Genomic DNA, 20,881 nt, shown 5'->3' with positions numbered 1-20,881 from the left:
ATAGCAGAATAAAAGAAACGAATACAGGCACATTGTACCAGCCAGAATTGGAATTTAAAGGAAATATTTGTCGATGAAGCTAAGTCTGGCTCGAAGATTGACGAAAGAATTGATTTTGCCTAAATGCTCAAGTCCTTCCCCAGCAAGCAGCTTCTTGTCTTTCACGAATGTTGCTCAAAAACCGTTGCCGTTACTTATGATAAGGCTCCCCGCGATTTATCCGCATCGCGCGATAAATCTGCTCCACCAGCACCAGCCGCATTAGCTGGTGTGGCAGCGTCATGCGGCCAAAAGACAGCCGCATATCCGCTCGGCGCAGCAGCTCGTTCGACAGTCCGAGCGAGCCGCCAATAATGAAGGCCACCTGGCTTCGCCCGTAGGTGGCCAATTTATCGAGCGAGCTCGCAAGCTGCTCGCTCGTCCACATCTCACCGTCGATGGCAAGCGCCACGACGTAAGCTTCAGGGCGCAGCGCAGCAAGAAGCCGCTCGCCTTCCTTATGCTTGACCTGCTGTTCCTCAGCAGGACTCATGCTCTCGGGTGCCTTCTCATCAGGCACCTCGATCATCTGCATCTTGGCATACGGCCCAAGCCGCTTTACGTACTCCGCTATCCCATCCACAAGATAGCGTTCTTTTAATTTCCCAACGGTAAGTATTTGTATATGCACAACCGATCCCCATTTCTACAAAGCACTCGCTCACAAGTTTTTATTGTATACAGCTGGTATTTCATATAAACGTTTTTTATACAACTAGCACTTTTTTATGCTTTCACCCAAACAAAAAAAAGAGAGGCCTCCGCCTCTCTTATACAACTAGAAATCGCGCTGACGCCTGGCAGTGCTCGCACTGTGTCGGTGCTTCCCAGTTGGCAAAATGCGTCTTCTGCAGATCCACAATGTCTGGGGCTTCTTCATATTCATCAACAAACTCATCGATCGCGATTTCTACATGATCTTTACATACTACGTACATGCAAGTACCTCTCTCATCCGCGTTGTTTCCCACTCGTTATTTATCACTCGCTTCTACGAGTGTTACGGATACACTGAATTTTTTACCGCCGCGGTAGTAAGTCACATTGACCTTATCCCCGATCCGCTTCTCGTTGTACAAATATTTTCGAAGAGTGATGGTGCTGTCAATCTTGCGATCATCGAGCTGAACGATGACGTCCTGTGCCTTGAGACCAGCGTCTTTGGCAGGTCCGGAAACATCGAAGACGATAACTCCAGTTTTCACATCTGCTGGGAGCTTTAATACATCCGTTCCGCTAAAAGCTTGCAGCTCCTGCGTGGAAACTCCGATCAAAGGACGTTTCACCTTATGATCCGTAATTATACTATCGAGAATGGGTTTAACGCTATTAATCGGGATGGCAAAACCAAGCCCTTCCACACCCGTATCGGCAATTTTCATCGAGTTGATACCGATAACCTTACCTTCAATATTAACGAGCGGCCCCCCGCTATTACCTTGATTAATGGCAGCATCGGTTTGGATAACATCCATTTCCCAGTCGTAATCACCACTATCACGCGTAAGCGAAACGGGAATCGTCCGTTTAGGCGAAGAAATAATCCCCTGTGTTACCGTTGGCGAGAAACCAAGTCCAAGCGGATTCCCAACAGCAATAGCTGTTTCCCCGGCACGCAGTTGAGAGGAATCACCGAATTCGGCGATGACCTTCAGATCTTTTCCATCGGTTTCCAGCACCGCTAGATCGGTTATACGATCGCGTCCAACCAGTGTCGCCTTGCGATGCTCGCCTTGGAAATTAACAATCTCGAATTGATTTCCGCTCTCTACGACATGACTATTCGTAACGATACGGACTTTATCGCCATTCCGGCCAAAGATGACACCAGAGCCAATCCCCAGCCCCGTCTCTTGCCCCTTCTCATCCTTTTTCGAGGAGATGACACTAACCACAGCTGGCTTAATCTTCTCCGTTGCTGTTACGACCGTATCACTGTTCATAGGATGCGCTTCCGCCTTTGCCAAAGCAGGTACCGTCAAAGCCGTTGTCGCCGTGTCGCCCTTACCGAAGCCGCCAACTAACCACATTAGTGCTAGCATGATCAGCGCACCGCCTACTCCAGCGACAAGTGCTACATTTCGTCTACGATCCGCAAAGCTTTTGAATCCAACCGAACCTTTGGGCTGCCAAGGGCGCTGCTTTTCCCTTTTTCTTTTGGTTGAATAAAAATCATCATCAAACAAACTCATACCGGATCCCCCTCGCTGACGAGGGCTGTTGATCATGTAGGTATCCTGCAGAATCTTAGCGATTTGCTCAGAGTATTCAGCGTTTTCGGAAGAAAACGGACCTCAGATTCGATCCTTACTGCTCCTCTGCAAACAACTTGCGTTCTCCACTCCCTTTGTCAGCAACCCCGACGGTGATACTTTTCTTTTTTTGCAAAAAATAGGAATGTTTCGCTCGTTTCTTGCCTACAATAATAGTAAACCAAATCTCTTAACGAAATACTAGAGTTAATCGAAACTTTAAAATCAAATTCCCAAAGGAGTATGACCCATGAATCGTATACATTCCCATTTAGATGAAATTAATATGATTGGTAAATTGGCTGATCTCAAAGAAAGTCAGTATAACCAGTCGCTCGTGTTGTCTTCTCTTATTCAAGTTTTGATCGATAAAGGCGTCATCACAGCGCAAGAGCTTCAGCAGAAATCCAAGGACTTGGACGCTACTCTTACTCCGAGTCCAACACTTCCCATTTCGTAGGTCGGTCGAAATACGTATCCATCAGCCGCATTTGCTTGGCCTCAGGGGCACGCTCTTGTACTATGTTATTCACGGTTAGCCTGGCCAAATCCATTAAATTATGGTCACGGCTAAGATGCGCCATATAGACGGATTTCGTCTTGCTGGTCATTACGTCACAGAGCGCTTCCCCCGCAGCTTCGTTGGATAAATGGCCTTTATCGCCCAGGATACGACGCTTAATGCTCCATGGATAGTGCCCCATGCGAAGCATCTCTACATCATGATTGGTCTCTAGCACCATCGCATCAGAGTCAATGATCTTCTCCTTCACCTTGGAGCTCATATAGCCCAAATCGGTAACGACACTTACCTTTTGTTCATTCTCATAAAAGCAATACCCTACAGGCTCAGCCGCATCGTGAGAAATCCCAAATGACTCCACTTTCAAGCTTCCGAATTCCTCCATCGCCCCGGTGTCCATCACTCTCTTGTTCTCTTCGGCAATCTCGCCAATCTGACGATCCAGCTCTTCCCATGTCTTCTCATTGGCATAGATCGGTAATTTATACTTACGCGCAAACGCACCCAGTCCTTTAATATGATCGGAATGCTCGTGTGTAACGAGAATAGCATCAATGCTGCTAGCCGCAACTTCGCGCTCCTTCATCAGCTGCTCCATCTTCTTAGCGCTGAATCCTACATCCACGAGCAGCTTCTTCTCTCCATTGTCGATCACCGTTGCGTTACCCGTCGAACCACTCGACAGTACCGTGAATCTCAATCCCATACTTCTTGCTCCTCTATAACGTACCTTGTTTTTCAGTCTCATGTTGTCAATAACCCATTAATCATTCTTATTGCTCTTATCTGCACAAGCACTCTGCTTATTTCTTACTCTTGGCATCAGGCGTGGCAAACGGGGCTAAGTCAGAACCCTTCTGAGGAGGCTCAACCGCTCCATTAAAGGCTTGTAAATAATAAATATCCCCGTTATCGATCGTTACCCGCCAATGCGGGAACATCGGCTGCGTTTGTGAATTGTACAGTTGACCGTGATAGCCTAGCCGAACTTCCGTAATAATAGAGCCTTCGCTCAAGTAATTTTCCACTAAACTGCGAACAGCCAGCTGTGCAGGAATTAACTTTTGCTCTGCTTGTTCTACTCCTGATTCTACTTCAACGTAAGCTTGTCGGTAACTGGTAATTTCTCCGTTTTGCTCATTGAGCTCCACCTTCACATCGAACAAAGGTAGCTTCCCATACGCTTGATTAAACTGATAAACGCCATTTTTACTCGTCACCGAATCAAATTGATACATCTCGAAATGCGGAATTTCAGATCGTGCCTGTACCTCTTTGGTCACACTTTTCCCCAAAATACTCGTCATAGTCATGGGGGTTTTCAGCGTCTTCATCTCTCCTGGCTTAAAGCTCTCATCGAACTTCACCGTAATGACCTTCAGCTTGGGTAAATCCGTTGGCAACTCCTCGACTAGACGGATATTTTTGCTGCGCAGCACACGATTCAATTCTTCAACGGTCCCCGAGGTGTCAGCGGCAATTTCCGTTTGATTGGATCGATTGGTCGACCATAACTGAAAACCAAGAATCATATTCAACATCAAAAAGGATAGGATTAATATCGTTTTGGCCCGGCCCCAGTTCAAGGCTTCACCTGCCTTCGCTCATAATCGATGTTACTCCATAAAATCAAACGTACCATCTCGCAGCTCAAGGACCCATGTCGGTATAAGAACCACTGTCTTTTCCGAAACGATTGGTCGGTACGCCGGAAAGATCGTAACGATACTCATTTTACGCTGATAATATTGCAGTCTTTCTTCCAATACGTCCCCCGAGATTAGCTCTGCATCACGACGCTGAGCTGACTTCAAATCTGGAATAATCATCGAGCGCTCGAAACCAGATACAAGGCCTTTCTGTATTTGCAGCTTCAAAGAACCGAAGCCTTCCAGTTGGCTCGTAATAATCGGAAAAGCCTCATAATATTGGCGGAACGTAAAGGTATGGTTGTCGTAAGACTGCTTTTGCGGTGTACGCGCAACTAAATATTTCCCATCCCAACCAATATGCTGATTGATGAATTTAATCCCTGCGACCAAATCTTCACGCACATCACTCTTGCTCTCTACAGGAGCTATAGGGTCTGAATAGGTGATCCACCGCTGGTCACGATTAAGTTGAAATCCGCGCTTACTATCCGTGTAGATTTCGGAGCCGTCCCGCTCCTTCAAATTCCGTGTAATCCCCGGATCCACGAACAAGCTCTGCTTCAACTGATCAGCCGATAACAGACTATAATTAAAAGAATAGCTTGAGACACGAAGTGGCTTCACCGGAACATAATAATCCCCATTGTTCGTCGTCTTGTACAAGTTAGTTAGATCGCCATAAGCAGCGAAATTCTCAATATCTTTACTTGTAAAATCTGCGTGTACAACTTCATATCCGATACTCGGAGAATCGGTATAAAAGAAAGCTCGAACATCCTCGTTATTGCCCTTAGTAAAAATCCATATTCGGGTAATTTTATCATTTTCTACGGGAATTTCACCTTCAATACGAAGCATTTGCTGCAGAATACTAAACGGGATACCTTCCCGAAAGCGTATCTCAACGCCCTGCTGTTTCGTACGAACTTCTTCCCAATTGACATTCGCTAAAAACATCGTTGTTTTACGAAACCCATTAAAACTACGCTGCTTAATATTATCCAAAAGGCGCGTGTAATAATAGTTGCTTGGATACAAAACAGAATGCTGCTGATTACCGAGATGAACGATAATTTGATCGGGAAATAACATATCTTGAAGCTCAGATTGCCTGCCTAACGTCTCTGTCTGTATATAATTGCTCTGCTGAATAGGTTCGCCCTTAGGCGGATTATAAGAAGCGAGCAGGAAGCTTAGATACAAGCTGAACCCAATTAAGACGACGAGAACGATTGATTTCACTCTTTCTATCATACCGCCGCCTCCTCTTGCCCCAACGGTAGCGTAAACACAACGCGAGTTCCTTGTCCCAATTCCGACTCGATAGCTATCGTACCGCCGTGAGCTTTTACTATTTCCCGGGCAATTGAAAGTCCTAGCCCTGTACCACCCATATTGCGAGACCGGGCTTTATCTACCCGATAGAAGCGTTCGAAAATGCGTGATAGGTCTTTCTTCGGAATTCCTATACCATTATCCTGCACAGTGATTTCCAGCATTTCTTTATCTACTTTCCTCGCACATAGGTGAATAGCGCCTTCATCTCCGGTGTATTTAATCGCATTGGAGACGAGATTATCCAACACTTGATCGATTTTGTCGCGATCTAACAGTAAGCTTGAGATACCATGTTCGACTTGAATATGGATACGGATTTTGCGCTGACGCAGCTGGAAGGAGAATCGGTCAGCAACCTCCTCCAGCATTTCGTTGACGAGTGTCGATGCCTTACTCATCATAGACTGCTTTGAATCCAGTCTTGATAAATGTAACAAATCAGTTACCAATCGGATCATCCGCTCGGTCTCGCTGCGTGTAACGCTGATGAATCGTGATGCCAGTTGAGGCTCCTCAATCGCACCGTCATCAAGTGCTTCCAGATAGCTTTTGATCGTCGTCAACGGCGTCCGCAGCTCATGTGACACGTTCGCTACGAACTCTCGTCTCGCCTGCTCAAGCTTCTCCTGATCCGTCACGTCCTGGAGAACGGCTATAATACCATGCTGTCCTTCGTTTCTACGATGAATGGGTGTAAACGTAATCCTTACCGAAAGCTGCTCTTCCTCATCGGGGAGCTCAATATCGAGAAACGTCGTATTCACTTGTCCCTCAACAAACTGGCGAATGGTGTCCATCGGGATGCCGAGCACCTCAGAGATTTCCCTTCCGAGCGTATGCTCTTCCTCCGTTTGAAGAATTTGCTTCGCCCTACGGTTTAGCACGATGACTTGTCCCCTATCATCCGTTGCTATGACACCATCGTTCATATTCGTCAGAATCGAAGCCAACTTTTCCTTCTCTTCTTCATTGAGCGAGAGCGCTTCCTTCAAGCGATTCATCATGAAATTGAATGTATGGCCGAGCTGACCAATTTCATCCGTCCCCTGCACACGCACCTGTTGATCATAGTTACCCTCAGCAACCGCCGTAGCCTGCCTCGTTATCTCCTTGATCGGGTTCGTAATCGTACTCGATAAGATGACCCCAAGAATCGCGGTTAGGCCGAGGGCGATCAATGTCCCGGAGATCAGAATCCGATTGATCGAACCGATCGTCTTATACACATCCTCCATCGATGCGATAATATACACCGCGCCTAATACACGCACACCGCTCCCAACTGGCTTCGCGATGACGACCTTCCGATAGCCGTCCTCGTCAGTAAATATCCGCTGATTATCCTTAATCCCCTGTAGAGCCCTGATCACTTCAGGCTGTGTATTCCTCTGCTTCAAGTGAGCAGGAACTGATGTGCTAACGACGTTACCATTCGCATCAATAATTTGAATTTCGGCATTATTAATTGAAAATAAATTGCTAACGAACTCATTCAAATCTGTATACGATTTCTTGCCTTCCGTACTTTTGCCGTCCTGATCTCCCGTCAAATAAGGGCCTACGAAACCAGCCAGCAGCGTCACCTGACTATTGCGTGAGGCTAAGAAATCGTTCTTGAAATACGTCTCTACCGTTTTATAAAAGTAAACACCGATGAGCTGCATCGCAATTAAAATAAGCAGCACATAAATAATAATCAGCTTCGATTGGATCGACTGAAAGAAGCGGATGCCTTTCATGCTTAGAAGCCTCCGGTTTTCGGGCTCCGCATCAAGTAACCAAGTCCCCTGCGGGTCATAATATATTCTGGACGACTTGGGTCCGTTTCTAGCTTCTCACGCAGACGTCTTATCGTAACATCCACTGTACGCACATCACCGAAATACTCGAAGCCCCACACGGCTTGCAGCAGGTGTTCGCGCGTCATCACTTTACCCGAATTTTTGGCTAAGTATTGAATCAGTTCAAACTCCCTGTGTGTCAGATCAAGCGGATTCCCGTCTTTATATACCATATACATGTCGTTATCGATAAAAAGCTCATGTATGCGCAGCCCATTGCGCTGTGTATCCAAATCCGTCGGAGCCGCCTGTGCTTTCGTCTGCCTGCGCAAGTGGGCCTTCACGCGAGCAAGCAGCTCTCGTGTACCAAATGGCTTGGTTACATAGTCATCAGCGCCCATTTCTAGGCCAAGCACTTTATCCAGTTCTGTATCCTTGGCAGTCAGCATAATGATAGGAGTATTCAGCTTAGAGCGAACCTCCCGACATACATCCATCCCGTCCTTAACAGGCAGCATGAGATCAAGCAGTATCAGGTCTGGCAGCTCGGAAAAAGCTAGCTCCACCGCGCTCCCGCCATCATAAGCGCATATCACTTGATAGCCCTCTTTTTCCAAATTAAATTTCAAAATATCTGCAATCGGTTGTTCGTCATCCACCACAAGAATTTTGCCAAACAAACGTACCACCGCCTACTTCTAAAAGTCGTCCATCTTTTTACATACTTCTGTCTATTTTACCATACCTTCACGTAAAAAGAGACAAGGTCCCCGTGATGTTCGGTTTGACCCTGCCTCTTTGTCTACTTATCGATTCAAATATTTCAAGGGATTTTGAAGCTCTCCACTATTGTGAACCTCGAAGTGCAGATGCACGCCCGTGGAATCGCCTGTACTCCCCATGATGCCAATTTTATCGCCCTTCTCCACAATCGTACCTTCGGAGGTGGTCACCTTGCTCATGTGTCCATATAGCGTCTCGTAACCATTCAAATGATTAATAATCACATAATTGCCGTAATCTGATTTATATCCAGTTTCAATAACTTTACCATTATCGGCAGCCATAATATTTTTATTTCCCGTAATATCGATACCTTTGTGCAGCTTGCCCCAACGAACACCGAACGTACTCGAAATACTAGGAGATACAACAGGCCAAGCAAATTTCCCTGTTCCTTCACCTTGAATCACTTTGGTGCCTTTTTTCACTTTAGCTGTTACCGGCTTATCAATGATTTCCTCATCAATGAGCTTTTCATCTTTCATCAATCCATCGACCTTAGTGACTTGTATGGTCACCTTTTTCAGCCCGTTCTTGCCTGCCGAAATCGGTTGAACAATACCCACGCGCATCGAATCGTCTTTGACATACTCCGTGTCATATTGAATCTCTTGATTCTTTATAATCCGCTCCGTCGTTTTGACAGAGAGTGTAGGCTGGAGCACAGTGACATCCAACTGATTGCCAATCTTCAATTTATCGTCTTGAATTCCTGGATTGTTATCATAAATGAATTGCTTAGAAATACCAAGTTTTTTGGCGATACAGGAGACGCAATCTCCTTCCACAACCGTATATTTAGCTGGCTGCACATTACCCGTTTGAAGCTTTTTCACAACGTCCTCTGGCTTGGCAAGTTCCTTCGGATCAATCGGTATTTCAACCTTATCGACTTGCTGAATGAACTCCACTTTATCGAGTTCGGATGGTGCGGTAGAGATGTCTTCCCCCATACTTGCGGATAGAGCCGCAACCTTAGTGGATTGTTTGCCCTTCGGTTTGAAAGGCTCCCTAACCTGCTCGAGAATAAGCTCTGCTGTTGTCTGATCCTTCACAATCGCAACCATCTTGCCGTCTACCTTCAGCTCTACGCCTGTCGGCTTCGGGATTAACAGCGTGTTTAAAGAAGCAATGACGGCTTCGTCATCTGATTTTACACTGTAAGCCCTTTCAGCCCTGTAGGTGATTCCGTTTGTTTCAAGAACCATATGAACATCAGGAAAATTTTGTTGAACTTCAGACGGCCTGTTTTGCTTATATTCATCGATAATCTTATTGTCACTTACGATACCGATTTCTTGATCGTTTAGCATCACATGGTATACATTGACCATGCCTGCTTCTACATATTGATGTCCAGCAAACGTGATTGCCCCTGTTAGCGCGATTGCGCCTATACCCAGAACAAGAGGCCATTTATGTCGTTTCATTACCGCCAGCGTCGTTGTTGTCGTTACTTCTTGCTGCTGCTTGTCTGATTCACTTCCGGTCAAGCTTTCTCGCTTAGACTTGAATCTCTCGATGAGATCCATGACAAAGCGTATACCCCTGAAACCTGTCATGATCTTCTCCCTTTGAACGGTTTTGCATCCACAGATACATAAATAAACCTTGATTAGACATAATATCCATAGAACTATGTCTTTCTTTTGTTAAATTTACCACACTTACTGTGCCTATTTCAACAAAAGAGTCGACAGCCCTGTGATAGATTGGTGTCAATACCTAAAAATCGTCGCCAAAACCTCGTGTTTTTTGTTGAGAAATCCAATACTATGACTACCGAAGCAAAATTTTTGGCAAAGACTAGTGCTGACGACATACGCCTTCGTGGAGTAAAGAATTTGGCGAATGCTTACCAAACTAGTTTTCTAATGAAAACTTGAAGGAGGACTTTCACATGGAAGTAAATCTAACGGCTACATTTCATAACGTGGATAACCTAGAACAAGCGGCAGAGCAACTTAAGCGCCAAGGCGTACTGGATATTAGATTCGACAATAATAATTTTATCGTCGAATTTCAATCTGATTCTTTTGTACAAAATCTAGAAAGCTCTATCGCCTCCTTATCCTATGGGCTCGAAGTATGTGTCCAAAAATCCCGTTACCGCGAAGCCGAGGATACCATCACCAAGTTCGGCGGACAACTTCTTACCTGACTAACGTTAGCACACCTCTAATATTTACCGATAATCTCCATCAACTGCTTGTATTCTTGTTCATTCAAATACTTTTTCAGTGTTAGATCGACCTCCTTCAGCTCACTTGATGTAATCCCATCCTCAAGTAAAGCAGATAAATGTTGAACTTCATTCTGAGGCAGCTTAGCTACAAGCAAGGAAAACACTTTCATCTTGTCATCGCTAGAGAGCGCCTCTTTCTTCTTGGCGAAATCCTCGGTAGACAGAACAAGATCTTTCTTCTGTGCTTCGGCCTCCGTTTGAACTCTCCCCATGACAGCGACGGAGTCATCCTTAGCCTCCGCCTTTGCACCTGATTTTGTAGTAGGACTTGTCGTTCCAGAGCCGTGTTGGTCTTGGGGGTCGATCGTGCTCGCTTTGCTCCCATTTGGACTTGGAAGAGAACTTGCTTCTGGTTTTGTTGACGGACTGGATGGTTCGGTCTGTGTCATCACCGCTCGTTTGCCCCCGTCTCTTGGCTTAACTATATTCAGCTCTTCTCCCAATCTTGCAGCAAAATCGGAAAATTGAACCTTTTTACCTAACGCAGGGATTTGAAATTGTCGAAATATATCCTCGACGTACATGTTCACCACATACCACGTCGTACATACTGATAGTGAAGAAATAAGGACCGTTCCAATCACAATTTTGCCTAGCCATTGCATAAATTTCATTCCTTACACCACTCCTAGCGCTTAATCATTTACCTCCTTTCCAGTATTGACGAATTCATCTCCATTAAATCCCTATAAAAAAAGAAATCCTCTAAGCTATAAACAACTTAGAGGATTTTACTAAATTTAAGCGTAGATTGGACGTACTAGATTTGTTTGCTCACGATTACGTCCTACGGAGAAAATTGCGATCGGAATGCCTGTAAGCTGCGATATGCGTTCCACATAATGCCTTGCATTCTCAGGCAGATCACTCAAAGAACGAGCTGTTGTTACATCTTCTGTCCACCCTGGTAGCTCTTCGTAGACTGCTTCGCACTCTGAGATAGCTTTCAAGCTGGCTGGGTAATGCTCAATCAATTCACCACGGTACATATAACCCGTGCAAATTTTAACCGTTTCTAGCCCTGTCAGCACGTCGATGGAGTTCAGGGACAACCCTGTGATACCACTTACACGTCTTGCGTGGCGAACAACTACGCTGTCGAACCAACCCACGCGACGGGGACGGCCAGTAACTGTCCCGTACTCAAAGCCTTTCTCGCGAATCCAAGCGCCGATTTCGTTGTCCAGCTCCGTAGGGAACGGACCGTCGCCAACACGAGTCGTGTAAGCTTTTGCCACACCGATAATGTTGTGGATCTTCGTTGGGCCTACGCCAGAGCCGATACATACCCCACCCGCTGTTGGGTTGGATGATGTCACGTACGGGTACGTGCCTTGGTCGATGTCCAGCATTACGCCTTGCGCGCCTTCAAACAACACTCTGCGGCCTTCATCAATGTATTTATTCAATACGACGGACGTGTCCGTCACGTAAGGACGCAATACTTCCGCGAATGCAAGGTATTCTTTTAGAATCGGCTCTACATCCAAGGCTTTGGATCCGTACACTTGTTCGATCACGACATTTTTCTCTGCAACGATTCGTCTGAGCTTCAACTCAAACTCCTCCGCATCCATCAGATCAGCGATCCGAATGCCGTTACGAGCGGCTTTATCCATATAACAAGGCCCGATCCCTTTGCGAGTCGTACCGATCTTGCTGTCTCCTTTACGATCCTCTTCCAGACCGTCCAGCAATAGGTGATACGGCATAATCACATGCGCGCGATCACTAATATTCAGGTTTGTTGTAGTAAACCCATTATCATGAATGTAATTAATTTCTTCGATGAGTGCAGCCGGGTTAATAACCATACCATTTCCGATTACACAAGCTTTATCTTTGTAAAAAATACCTGAAGGAATCATCGTTAGTTTGTACTTCTTACCGCTAATGATGATCGTATGGCCTGCATTGTTACCGCCTTGATAACGAGCAACAACCTCCGCGGATTCAGCTAGGAAATCCGTGATCTTCCCTTTTCCTTCATCTCCCCATTGCGTTCCGACAACAACAACCGTTGACATGTGCACTTACCTCCGTACGGTGACGAGTCACCCATAATGAGCCGCTATGGCTTTTGTGTGCCACAAAGGAAAGTTGGACTTCATTAAAGCGCTAAAGTATTAAGTCCGTGCTACTTTCCCTTTGGCGATGCAACTACCTCACAACACGGACCCGTTATGCTTCGCAGACCGGTTATGAGAGCTTACTCACCGCAAAGGAACACGTAGATTTCGTAAAGCAGTCAGACCTTCGACAAGCTTTGAGCGAACCTACCTTTCGGCATGAAAAACGACCTTTATTCTAAACATCCATGTTAATTGGAGCGATTAGATCAAGGTTTTTTCCACCGTCTTAAGTGTAGCAGTCCCCTTAAGCAAAGTCAATTAAAAACGAACGATTATACGGACCTTGGTATAATCGTTCGGAAATTGCACATACTATGTCTATTGTTTATTGAAAGAGACACCTAAATTTTCACTCAAATTAAAAAACAACGTCATGCAATATTTCAACTATATCCTTATGATCTCGTTGCTGCCGGTTTTTAATCCATTCAGATAGGGCAAAAAAAGAAAAAAGCAGCCTTAGTATTGCCCGGCTGCCTCTTGATGGCTTCGATCCATATTCACGAATTTATTAAATTGCTTTAAGAACGCCAATTCTACTGTCCCTACCGGACCATTACGCTGTTTGGCAATAATAATTTCGATAATGTTCTTCTTTTCGGATTCCTTATCGTAGTAATCATCCCGGTAGAGGAAGGCTACGATATCGGCATCTTGCTCGATAGAACCCGATTCCCGAAGATCTGACATCATCGGACGTTTATCCTGACGCTGCTCCACACCCCGGCTAAGCTGTGAGAGCGCAATAACCGGTACGTTCAATTCACGCGCGATTTGTTTCAGTGTACGTGAGATCTCGGAGACCTCCTGCTGACGGTTATCCCCTTTGCCGCGACCCGCAATCAGCTGCAGGTAGTCGATAAGGATCATCCCTAGCCCTTTTTCTTGCTGCAGACGACGGCATTTCGCACGAATATCAGCCACCGTAATGGATGGCGAATCATCAATGTAAATATTCGCCTCTGACAAGGCCCCTATCGCCATTGTGAGCTTCTCCCAATCGTCTCCCTCAAGGAAGCCTGTCCGCATCCGGTTCGCATCGACATTCGCCTCTGCACAAATCATACGCTGTACGAGCTGTGCCGCGCCCATCTCTAAGGAGAAGATGGCCACGGTTTCCTTCGCCCTTACACCGACGTTCTGCGCGACATTCAGCGCAAACGCGGTCTTACCGACGGAAGGACGAGCTGCTAAGATGACAAGGTCAGAACGTTGGAAGCCCGACGTCATCTTGTCCAGGTCAACGAATCCTGAAGGTATTCCTGTGGATCCCCCTTTATTCGAGTAAAGATGCTCGACTTTCTCGAAGACCTCCATAAGCACATCGCGAATAACCACGAATCCGCTTGAGCTGCGCCGCTGCGAGATCTCAAGAATGCGCGCCTCGGCATCGCTAAGCATGGCCCCCACATCATCTGAACTCGCATAGCCATCCGAAACGATCTGTGTGGCCGTACGGATGAGTCGCCGCAACATCGACTTCTCTTCGACGATAGCCGCGTAATAGTCAACGTTAGCTGCTGTTGGCACTGCATTTGCGAGCTCTGAGAGGTACGTCACTCCGCCGATTTCTTCAAGCTGCTGCTTATCCTGCAGCTTCGACGTCAGTGTGATCAGATCAACTGGCTCCTGCTCTTCAGCCAGTTCAACAATAGCCTCGAAGATACTCTTATGCTGGCCGCGGTAGAAGTCATCACTGGATACTCGCTCCATTGCGGTAATCAGTGCATCGCCTTGAAGCAAAATAGCGCCGAGCACGGCCTGCTCGGCTTCTATATTCTGTGGGGGTACACGATCCATAAACATGTTTTCGTTGCTCATTTCATGGTACCCGCCTTTCTATGATGTTTAGTAATCAATCTTATTTCTCTTCCGTTATTTGTACGCTGAGGGTCGCTGTTACGTCACTATGCAGTTTCACCGGCACCTTCGTTACACCTAGTGTGCGAATCGGATCTTCCAGAACAATTTTGCGCTTATCGATAACAATCTTGTTTTGCTTCTCCAGGACTTCTGCAATTTGCTTACTTGTGATGGCACCAAACAAGCGTCCACCTTCACCAGCTTTTGCTTTAATTTGAATCGTCATTTCTCCAAGCTTAACCCCGAGCGCCTGAGCATCCGCTTTTTCTTGATCTTTGCGGCGTTGCTCCGCTTTCTTCTGATTATCCAGAACCTTCACTGTTCCTTGTGTCGCTGGCGCCGCAAGCCCCTGTGCAATCAGGAAATTTTGCGCATACCCCTCAGATACTTCTTTAACTTCACCTTTTTTACCTTGGCCTTTAACGTCCTTCAATAAAATAACTTTCATTCGAAAAGTCCCTCCTCTTCCTGCATTTCCTCAAGTACTTGCTTCAATCGTCTCGTTGCTTCCTCTAAACTACCCTCCATCTGAGTAGCAGCATTCGTTAAATGCCCGCCGCCACCCAAACGCTCCATCACGACCTGGACGTTCATCTGTCCGAGCGATCTCGCGCTAATTCCGATGAGACCGTCCAATCGTTCGCTGATAACAAAGGAAGCCATAATATTCGTCATATTTAACAATGTATCAGCTACTTGAGCAATCATCAACTGAGAATATTTGCGATTAGGCTCAGCAACTGCCAATGCCACATGCTCATAGATGGTTTGGGTATGCTTAATAATCTCTGCTTTCTCGATAAATGAATCGATATCTTCTTTCATTAACCGCTGAATCAAAGCAGAGTCTGCTCCATTTCGGCGTAAATAGGACGCCGCTTCAAAAGTCCTTGCTCCTGTGCGAAGGCTGAAGCTCTTCGTATCAACTACAATACCGGCTAGCAGCACCGTAGCCTCCAATACTTCCAAAGTTAGCTTCTCATTAATGTACTGAAGCAGTTCGGTCACTAATTCGCAGGTAGAAGATGCATATGGCTCCATATAGACCAATGTAGCATCATGAATGAACTCCTCACTGCGTCTATGGTGATCGACAACAACAACCCTATGAGTTTGCTGTAAAAGCTTTGGTTCGGCAACCATAGATGCCTTATGCGTATCTACAACGACCGCTAGTGTGCGCTGCGTCGTTATTTGCATAGCTTGCTCTGGTGTAACGAACCAACGGTACAAGCGCTCGTCCGCTGAAATGGTTTCCATGAGCTTTTGAATCGAAGGATTTACCCCTTCGAGCACGATGTAGCCCTCTTTGCCTACAACTTGTACAGCCTTCAATACGCCAATAGCCGCACCAATCGAATCCATATCCGGATAGCGATGGCCCATGATGACCACTTTATCGCTATCTTTCATTAAATCCCGCAGCGCATGGGAGATAACTCTCGCCCTTACGCGGGTGCGCTTTTCAACGGCATTCGTTCTTCCGCCATAGAAGGAGAGGCGCTGTCCGACCTTGACTGTCACTTGATCGCCTCCGCGGCCTAGCGACATATCAAGTCCCATTTGTGCCATTTGGCCCAATTCCATCAGTTGCTCCGTACCCGAAGCAATACCAACGCTAAGCGTCATGGGCAGCTTATTTTCAATAGTCAAATCACGAACATTGTCCAAAATCTCAAAGCGCGTTTGCTCCAGCTGACGAAGTCCTCTCTGATCCATCAGAATAAGGAATCGATCCGACGAGGTCCGACGAAGATAGAGTTGATACTTCTGTGCCCACTCGGTAATCTCTCCTGTCACCTTGGCCAGCATGATGCTGCGAGTCTGATCATCCATCCCTTGCGTCGCTTCTTCCAGATTGTCCAACATGACTATCCCGATAGCCGTCTTCTCATCCTCATACTTCTTTGCAAGAATAGCCTGCTCCGTAATTTCCCGGAAATACAGCAACCGTTCTTCCGGACGAATCCACACCTGATAGATAAGCTTTCCAATGGCTAGCTCCAAATTCTCACTCTTATCTTTTTTGCTCTTTAAATCAGGGAAATGCTCATAGATCGATTCCCCGATAACAGATTCCTTATCTAGCATTTTTGCTACGAATGGATTGTGCCATTCAATTCGTTTTTCTTCATTATATAAAATAATTCCGATTGGAAGGCCACTCATCACTTCGTTGCCTGCTTTTTTCACGCGATGTGTAATCGTTCCGACATAGGCATTCAGTTCTCTGCGAAAAGCGGTTTCTGCCTTTAATGTAAAGTACGCTAGCACTCCACACAGTACCAAAGAGATTAAACCCAGTATCCACTGATACGCAAAAATGATTGCACTCAATGCAATGAGCAGAACGAAAATCCATACGATGTGAAGACCGTGCCACCGCTTTAAAAGGAACTTCGGCATTCGTACTAGCTCCTAATCCTATATATTTTTCTTAAACCGTTCTCGGATTGGAAACGCAACATCAAATACCCCTAATAAGCTATAAATAAACAGAAACGGAGGCATAAAGCAGACGAGCAACATCGCCATAATTGGTAAAATGGGTTTCCATTTGTTCGCATGAGCGATAAAAAACAAAAAGCATATCGCTTGAATCGCAAATGCAACCATTAAAATAGGTAACAAGTTCATCAGTAATGTTGCAATGAGTGAGGTTGATGTAGGATTTACGAATACATCCAGAATAAAAGCAAGGAGATAGATCCAAACAAAAGATCTAGGCAGCATGCGTTCTCGCATCGGACGGAGTCCAGGTATACCTTCTCCTGTTTTATTCAACAACCAACGGCTAATACCATGAGTGACAAACGTATAGAACAACGCGAAGAAAATTAAATATACTGGAATAACCTGCACCATCAGATTTACATACCAGTCTTGATCCTTAGGTAGCATTTCTCTCAGTAATGGAGGCATAGTCGACACGTAATTGTTCATGAACTGCTTGAACTTAGCAATCGGGTTGAAACCAAATGCATAACCCATGACAAGACTTAACAAAGATTCCGCTAGTATAGTAACTGTTCCCGCTGTAAGGATTGTACGAGCCGCCGCTTTGCGTTTATATAAATTCCCCATCACCAATACTGGTGGTAAGAAAAATAAAGACACAGAGAGGAGAAACATGCCTTTAAAGCCTGTGAGCACATAGACAACGAATAGGCTCAACACATAATGGATTGCAAAACGTTTCGTACTTGATTTCACGTATAGCATAAGTACTGGAATCATGAGAAAACTAAGCGTAAAAATAATTAAAGGAGTCATTAAGGAAAGCAGTAAAATAATCATCACTACACTCCATATGATACCTTGCCAACTTCGATTCCCCAATCGGGATCACCTCTTACGTAAATGTTCTTCCAAAGATGAGATATCATCATACCAGTCTTCAAGTTGATGGCCATCTTGGCGCTGTTTCTTCATTTTATCCACAATGGCTTCATCCAAACTTCGATACGATATCCCCAGCCTTCTGCCTAATATGTATCCACAGGAGATCAAACTGGCTAGTGCGTCAACAATTTTAGCGTGACTTCCTTCCCAAATGCCTTTAAGCAAATGAGCAACATGGTCTACGACTTCCGTCTTGAGCCACTCAATCACTTTGGCTCGTCTGGCTAGGTCTACTTCCTTTTCCCGATTCGGCATTTGTCATCTCTCCTAACCCCAAAAAAGGCTATGCATTCAATTATACCACAAAAACCCGCAAGAAAAGAAAGCCTCTAGAGCAGTGTGCGATCTCCCTTCGTGGAAGGTGTGGATATCACAAAAAACTCGTTATCCACATGTGAATTATTTCTAATTTGATGAGGGGTTCCAGGTAAAATCGTACATCCCTCCTGTGGATATAAGGTTATTTCCTCCCCGTTTATCCACATAATGACTTCTCCACGCAAAATAAAGAAAAATTGCTTGGCCTTCTCATGCCGATGCTTTCTCTCACTTGTGCCAGCAGGCATCCGCTCCTGGATGATCGTTCGGTCTGTACTCTGTTCGAGAAATCATCCATCGCAAGCCTCTCCCCAGTTATAATGCTCAGCTTGTTCCTTATGAATTTTCATGACAGACTCCCTCCTCAAGATAGAAAAAAGCACCCTACGGACTGTGTTCGCAGACTGCTCCTTCCATTATTCATAACTCATGATTTTAACCTATCCTCTATTTCTATAAATTTCTAACTTCGGATAAATCAAAAAAACAGTCGGTTTCCCGACTGTTTCCATAAGCTATAGCCTACTCAGTTGTGTAAGGTAACAACGCAATTGTACGGGAGCGTTTGATCGCAATCGTCAAAGCACGTTGGTACTTAGCGGAAGTACCAGTTACACGTCTAGGAAGGATCTTCCCGCGCTCACTGATAAACTTCTTGAGTGTTTCAATGTCTTTATAGTCAATGTGTTTGATTTTGTTTACAGTGAAGAAACAAACCTTACGGCGTTTACCTTTACCGCCTTTGCCACGAGGAGCAAATTTGCGATCTGCACGGTCATCACCATTGTTATCTCTTTTTTGGAAAGCCATTGTGTCTCTCAGTCCTTTCTACTTTAGAATGGCAAGTCATCATCAGAAATGTCGATCGGTTTTCCGTCATCGATGAAAGGATCCTTTTGTTCGCGCGATCCACCGTTTCGATTGCCTCCGCCTGCGCCGCCGTAGCTAGCGTTTGCGTTAGATGACCCTGCGCCCTCTTCCCGATTGCCGGCACTGTTACTTGATTCTAGGAAACGTACATTATCAGCAACAATTTCAGTAACATATACTTTCTTACCTTCATTGTTGTCATAATTACGCACCTGAATGCGGCCTTCCACTGCCGTTAGACGACCTTTACGCAAATAGTTCGCGCACGTCTCGGCCAATTGCCTCCACGTTACGATATTGATAAAGTCGGCCTCACGCTCTCTCGATTGAGAGTTCGTAAAGGGACGGTCTACAGCAAGTGTAAATTGAGTTACAGCTACCCCGGCTGGAGTATAGCGAAGCTCTGGATCTCTAGTCAACCTGCCGATAAGAATGACACGGTTCAACATGGATAATTCCCCCTGACGAAAATACTGGCATGCATCAAGCTACGTCGTTTACGATTAAGTGACGAATGATCTCGTCCGAAATCTTCATTACGCGATCGAGTTCCGTTACAACTGCAGGTTCTGCGTTGAAGTGTACCAGCACATAGTGCCCGTCACGAAACTTGTTGATCTCATACGCAAGACGGCGTTTACCCATCAGGTCATGCTTGGAGATTTCTCCTCCACCGTTCGTGATGATTCCTTGGAACTTTTCTAACGTAGATTGAACAACTTCTTGCTCAATATCCGTACGAATAATGTACATCAATTCATATTTGCGCATGTATTTCACCTCCTTTTGGACTAAGCGGCCCCTAATCAAACTTGTTACAGCCTATAGGAGCAAGGAGCGAGGATTCTTTTCAAAACTCGCACCTAAACACTATAGCAAATTCGCCATGATATTACAAGCTCTTCTGTCGAAAATGCAGCAGGATGAAGCTGGTAGCGTGGAATGTACATGCTTCGCCACTGCTTGGGTACTCTAAATACGAGTGATAATGACAAAGAGAGGTGATTACAGTGGGTGAGTGGACACACTTCAATGCCGGCGATCATGTACCCAACGACGGTGAGTATATGGAAATTGGCGAAAATGCTTTTCACATGGGTATTAATAATCCCAAAATTGTAACTTTGAAAAAAGGTGATGTATTTCCAGAAACAAGCAACCATAACCGCAAGTGGCATCACAAACGTTTGAGACAGTAATATGCGGGGCAAGGAGAATGCACCATGAGAACGACTACCTTTACTTGGCTATTTACCTTCATAGGTGCGGCATTGTGCGTTATTCATTATTTGTTCCATGACCATGATGCTATTTACATGCTCTTCTATGCGTTAAGTGTGCCTGCATGGTTTGCTTCGGTTTTCTCTAACATCTACGAGGTATCTATGCTGAAAATGCTAGTTATTTATGCACTAACTATTGTTACATGGGCGCTTGTCGGCTATATCATTGATCGTTTCTCTGTAAGCTATCGAAGCAAAAGTAAATATAAATAATCATGGATCTCTCCTTAAGAGATCATATCCCTATTCTCTAAAGAAGCCCTGAACCTACCGTTCAGGGTTTCCTTTTGTCTTCCCCTTTTCGATCTAGTTATTTTCCGATATAATTTACTATATCTACCATCCCATCTATGAGGTGAATACATTGAGTGAAATTTCTTCCAGTCCTTCTTCTACTATT

Annotated in this window: 24 protein-coding genes; 4 read left to right on the top strand and 20 right to left on the bottom strand. The window is 45.3% G+C overall.

Going from position 1 to position 20,881, the window contains the following annotated elements:
- Positions 1-190: 190 nt before the first annotated feature.
- The 3 genes from rlmH to GK047_RS14935 form a co-directional block, all read right to left on the bottom strand.
- Positions 191-670: a 23S rRNA (pseudouridine(1915)-N(3))-methyltransferase RlmH gene (gene rlmH, locus GK047_RS14945; RefSeq protein ID WP_163948055.1), complete on the bottom strand. Its 480-nt coding sequence runs from the start codon at positions 668-670 to the stop codon at positions 191-193.
- A 139-nt stretch (positions 671-809) separates the two neighbouring features.
- On the bottom strand, positions 810-977 hold the full coding sequence (locus GK047_RS14940; RefSeq protein ID WP_163948051.1) for a CxxH/CxxC protein: 168 nt from the start codon (positions 975-977) through the stop codon (positions 810-812).
- A gap of 36 nt (positions 978-1,013) precedes the next feature.
- Entirely contained in the window at positions 1,014-2,231 is a 1,218-nt protein-coding gene (locus tag GK047_RS14935) for a S1C family serine protease (protein WP_163948048.1), read from the bottom strand.
- 310 nt (positions 2,232-2,541) lie between these two features.
- On the opposite strand from GK047_RS14935, the gene GK047_RS14930 reads away from it, so the two are divergent.
- A complete protein-coding gene (locus tag GK047_RS14930) occupies positions 2,542-2,751 on the top strand; it encodes a hypothetical protein (protein ID WP_163948045.1) in 210 nt (69 codons plus the stop codon).
- Here GK047_RS14930 and GK047_RS14925 read toward each other — a convergent pair.
- From GK047_RS14925 to GK047_RS14900, 6 genes are all read right to left on the bottom strand, one after another.
- Positions 2,720-3,520, bottom strand: a complete 801-nt coding sequence (locus tag GK047_RS14925; RefSeq protein ID WP_163948042.1) for an MBL fold metallo-hydrolase — start codon at positions 3,518-3,520, stop codon at positions 2,720-2,722. The two genes, GK047_RS14930 and GK047_RS14925, sit on opposite strands and share 32 nt — an antisense overlap.
- Positions 3,521-3,617: 97 nt before the next feature.
- Entirely contained in the window at positions 3,618-4,355 is a 738-nt protein-coding gene (yycI, locus tag GK047_RS14920; protein WP_240343976.1) for a two-component system regulatory protein YycI, read from the bottom strand.
- A gap of 75 nt (positions 4,356-4,430) precedes the next feature.
- Positions 4,431-5,720, bottom strand: a complete 1,290-nt coding sequence (locus tag GK047_RS14915; protein WP_163948036.1) for a YycH family regulatory protein — start codon at positions 5,718-5,720, stop codon at positions 4,431-4,433.
- On the bottom strand, positions 5,717-7,543 hold the full coding sequence (gene walK / locus GK047_RS14910; protein ID WP_163948033.1) for a cell wall metabolism sensor histidine kinase WalK: 1,827 nt from the start codon (positions 7,541-7,543) through the stop codon (positions 5,717-5,719). Before walK ends, GK047_RS14915 begins: the two co-directional genes overlap by 4 nt.
- Positions 7,544-7,545: 2 nt before the next feature.
- A complete protein-coding gene (yycF, locus tag GK047_RS14905; protein WP_163948030.1) occupies positions 7,546-8,265 on the bottom strand; it encodes a response regulator YycF in 720 nt (239 codons plus the stop codon).
- Between the two features lie 126 nt (positions 8,266-8,391).
- Positions 8,392-9,930 (bottom strand): M23 family metallopeptidase, encoded by a 1,539-nt coding sequence (locus GK047_RS14900; protein WP_163948027.1) that lies wholly within the window; start codon positions 9,928-9,930, stop codon positions 8,392-8,394.
- A gap of 338 nt (positions 9,931-10,268) precedes the next feature.
- Between GK047_RS14900 and GK047_RS14895 the strand changes: the two genes are divergently transcribed.
- Positions 10,269-10,529 carry a hypothetical protein gene (locus GK047_RS14895; protein WP_163948024.1) on the top strand — a complete coding sequence of 87 codons (261 nt, stop codon included), beginning with the start codon at positions 10,269-10,271 and terminating at the stop codon, positions 10,527-10,529.
- A gap of 17 nt (positions 10,530-10,546) precedes the next feature.
- Here GK047_RS14895 and GK047_RS14890 read toward each other — a convergent pair whose 3' ends face one another.
- From GK047_RS14890 to rpsF, 11 genes are all read right to left on the bottom strand, one after another.
- A complete protein-coding gene (locus tag GK047_RS14890) occupies positions 10,547-11,227 on the bottom strand; it encodes a hypothetical protein (RefSeq protein WP_163948021.1) in 681 nt (226 codons plus the stop codon).
- A 126-nt stretch (positions 11,228-11,353) separates the two neighbouring features.
- A complete protein-coding gene (locus GK047_RS14885) occupies positions 11,354-12,640 on the bottom strand; it encodes an adenylosuccinate synthase (protein ID WP_163948018.1) in 1,287 nt (428 codons plus the stop codon).
- 564 nt (positions 12,641-13,204) lie between these two features.
- Positions 13,205-14,566 (bottom strand): replicative DNA helicase, encoded by a 1,362-nt coding sequence (gene dnaB, locus GK047_RS14880; RefSeq protein ID WP_163948015.1) that lies wholly within the window; start codon positions 14,564-14,566, stop codon positions 13,205-13,207.
- A 40-nt stretch (positions 14,567-14,606) separates the two neighbouring features.
- A complete protein-coding gene (gene rplI, locus GK047_RS14875) occupies positions 14,607-15,056 on the bottom strand; it encodes a 50S ribosomal protein L9 (RefSeq protein ID WP_163948012.1) in 450 nt (149 codons plus the stop codon).
- A complete protein-coding gene (locus GK047_RS14870) occupies positions 15,053-17,014 on the bottom strand; it encodes a DHH family phosphoesterase (RefSeq protein WP_163948010.1) in 1,962 nt (653 codons plus the stop codon). Before GK047_RS14870 ends, rplI begins: the two co-directional genes overlap by 4 nt.
- Before the next feature lie 18 nt (positions 17,015-17,032).
- The gene (locus GK047_RS14865; RefSeq protein WP_163948007.1) at positions 17,033-17,947 is read right to left on the bottom strand and encodes a DUF2232 domain-containing protein; all 915 of its coding nucleotides are present in this window, start codon (positions 17,945-17,947) and stop codon (positions 17,033-17,035) included.
- Between the two features lie 6 nt (positions 17,948-17,953).
- Entirely contained in the window at positions 17,954-18,265 is a 312-nt protein-coding gene (locus GK047_RS14860; RefSeq protein ID WP_163948004.1) for a MazG-like family protein, read from the bottom strand.
- Positions 18,266-18,339: 74 nt separating this feature from the next.
- Positions 18,340-18,576, bottom strand: a complete 237-nt coding sequence (locus GK047_RS14855; RefSeq protein ID WP_346010342.1) for a cupin domain-containing protein — start codon at positions 18,574-18,576, stop codon at positions 18,340-18,342.
- Positions 18,577-18,850: 274 nt separating this feature from the next.
- Positions 18,851-19,138 (bottom strand): 30S ribosomal protein S18, encoded by a 288-nt coding sequence (rpsR, locus tag GK047_RS14850; RefSeq protein ID WP_163948001.1) that lies wholly within the window; start codon positions 19,136-19,138, stop codon positions 18,851-18,853.
- Between the two features lie 23 nt (positions 19,139-19,161).
- Positions 19,162-19,647 (bottom strand): single-stranded DNA-binding protein, encoded by a 486-nt coding sequence (ssb, locus tag GK047_RS14845; protein WP_163947998.1) that lies wholly within the window; start codon positions 19,645-19,647, stop codon positions 19,162-19,164.
- Positions 19,648-19,681: 34 nt separating this feature from the next.
- Positions 19,682-19,969 (bottom strand): 30S ribosomal protein S6, encoded by a 288-nt coding sequence (rpsF, locus tag GK047_RS14840; RefSeq protein WP_163947995.1) that lies wholly within the window; start codon positions 19,967-19,969, stop codon positions 19,682-19,684.
- A gap of 239 nt (positions 19,970-20,208) precedes the next feature.
- Between rpsF and GK047_RS14835 the strand changes: the two genes are divergently transcribed.
- Both GK047_RS14835 and GK047_RS14830 read left to right on the top strand, forming a co-directional pair.
- Positions 20,209-20,397, top strand: coding sequence for a YjzC family protein (locus tag GK047_RS14835; RefSeq protein ID WP_163947992.1), 189 nt, complete (start codon positions 20,209-20,211; stop codon positions 20,395-20,397).
- 24 nt (positions 20,398-20,421) lie between these two features.
- Complete coding sequence (locus GK047_RS14830) at positions 20,422-20,694, top strand: hypothetical protein (RefSeq protein WP_163947989.1); 273 nt, start codon at positions 20,422-20,424, stop codon at positions 20,692-20,694.
- The last annotated feature ends 187 nt before the right edge of the window (positions 20,695-20,881 follow it).

Source organism: Paenibacillus sp. SYP-B3998 (assembly GCF_010820665.1).
Classification (GTDB): domain Bacteria; phylum Bacillota; class Bacilli; order Paenibacillales; family NBRC-103111; genus Paenibacillus_E.
This window is presented reverse-complemented; position numbering and strand designations above follow the sequence as displayed.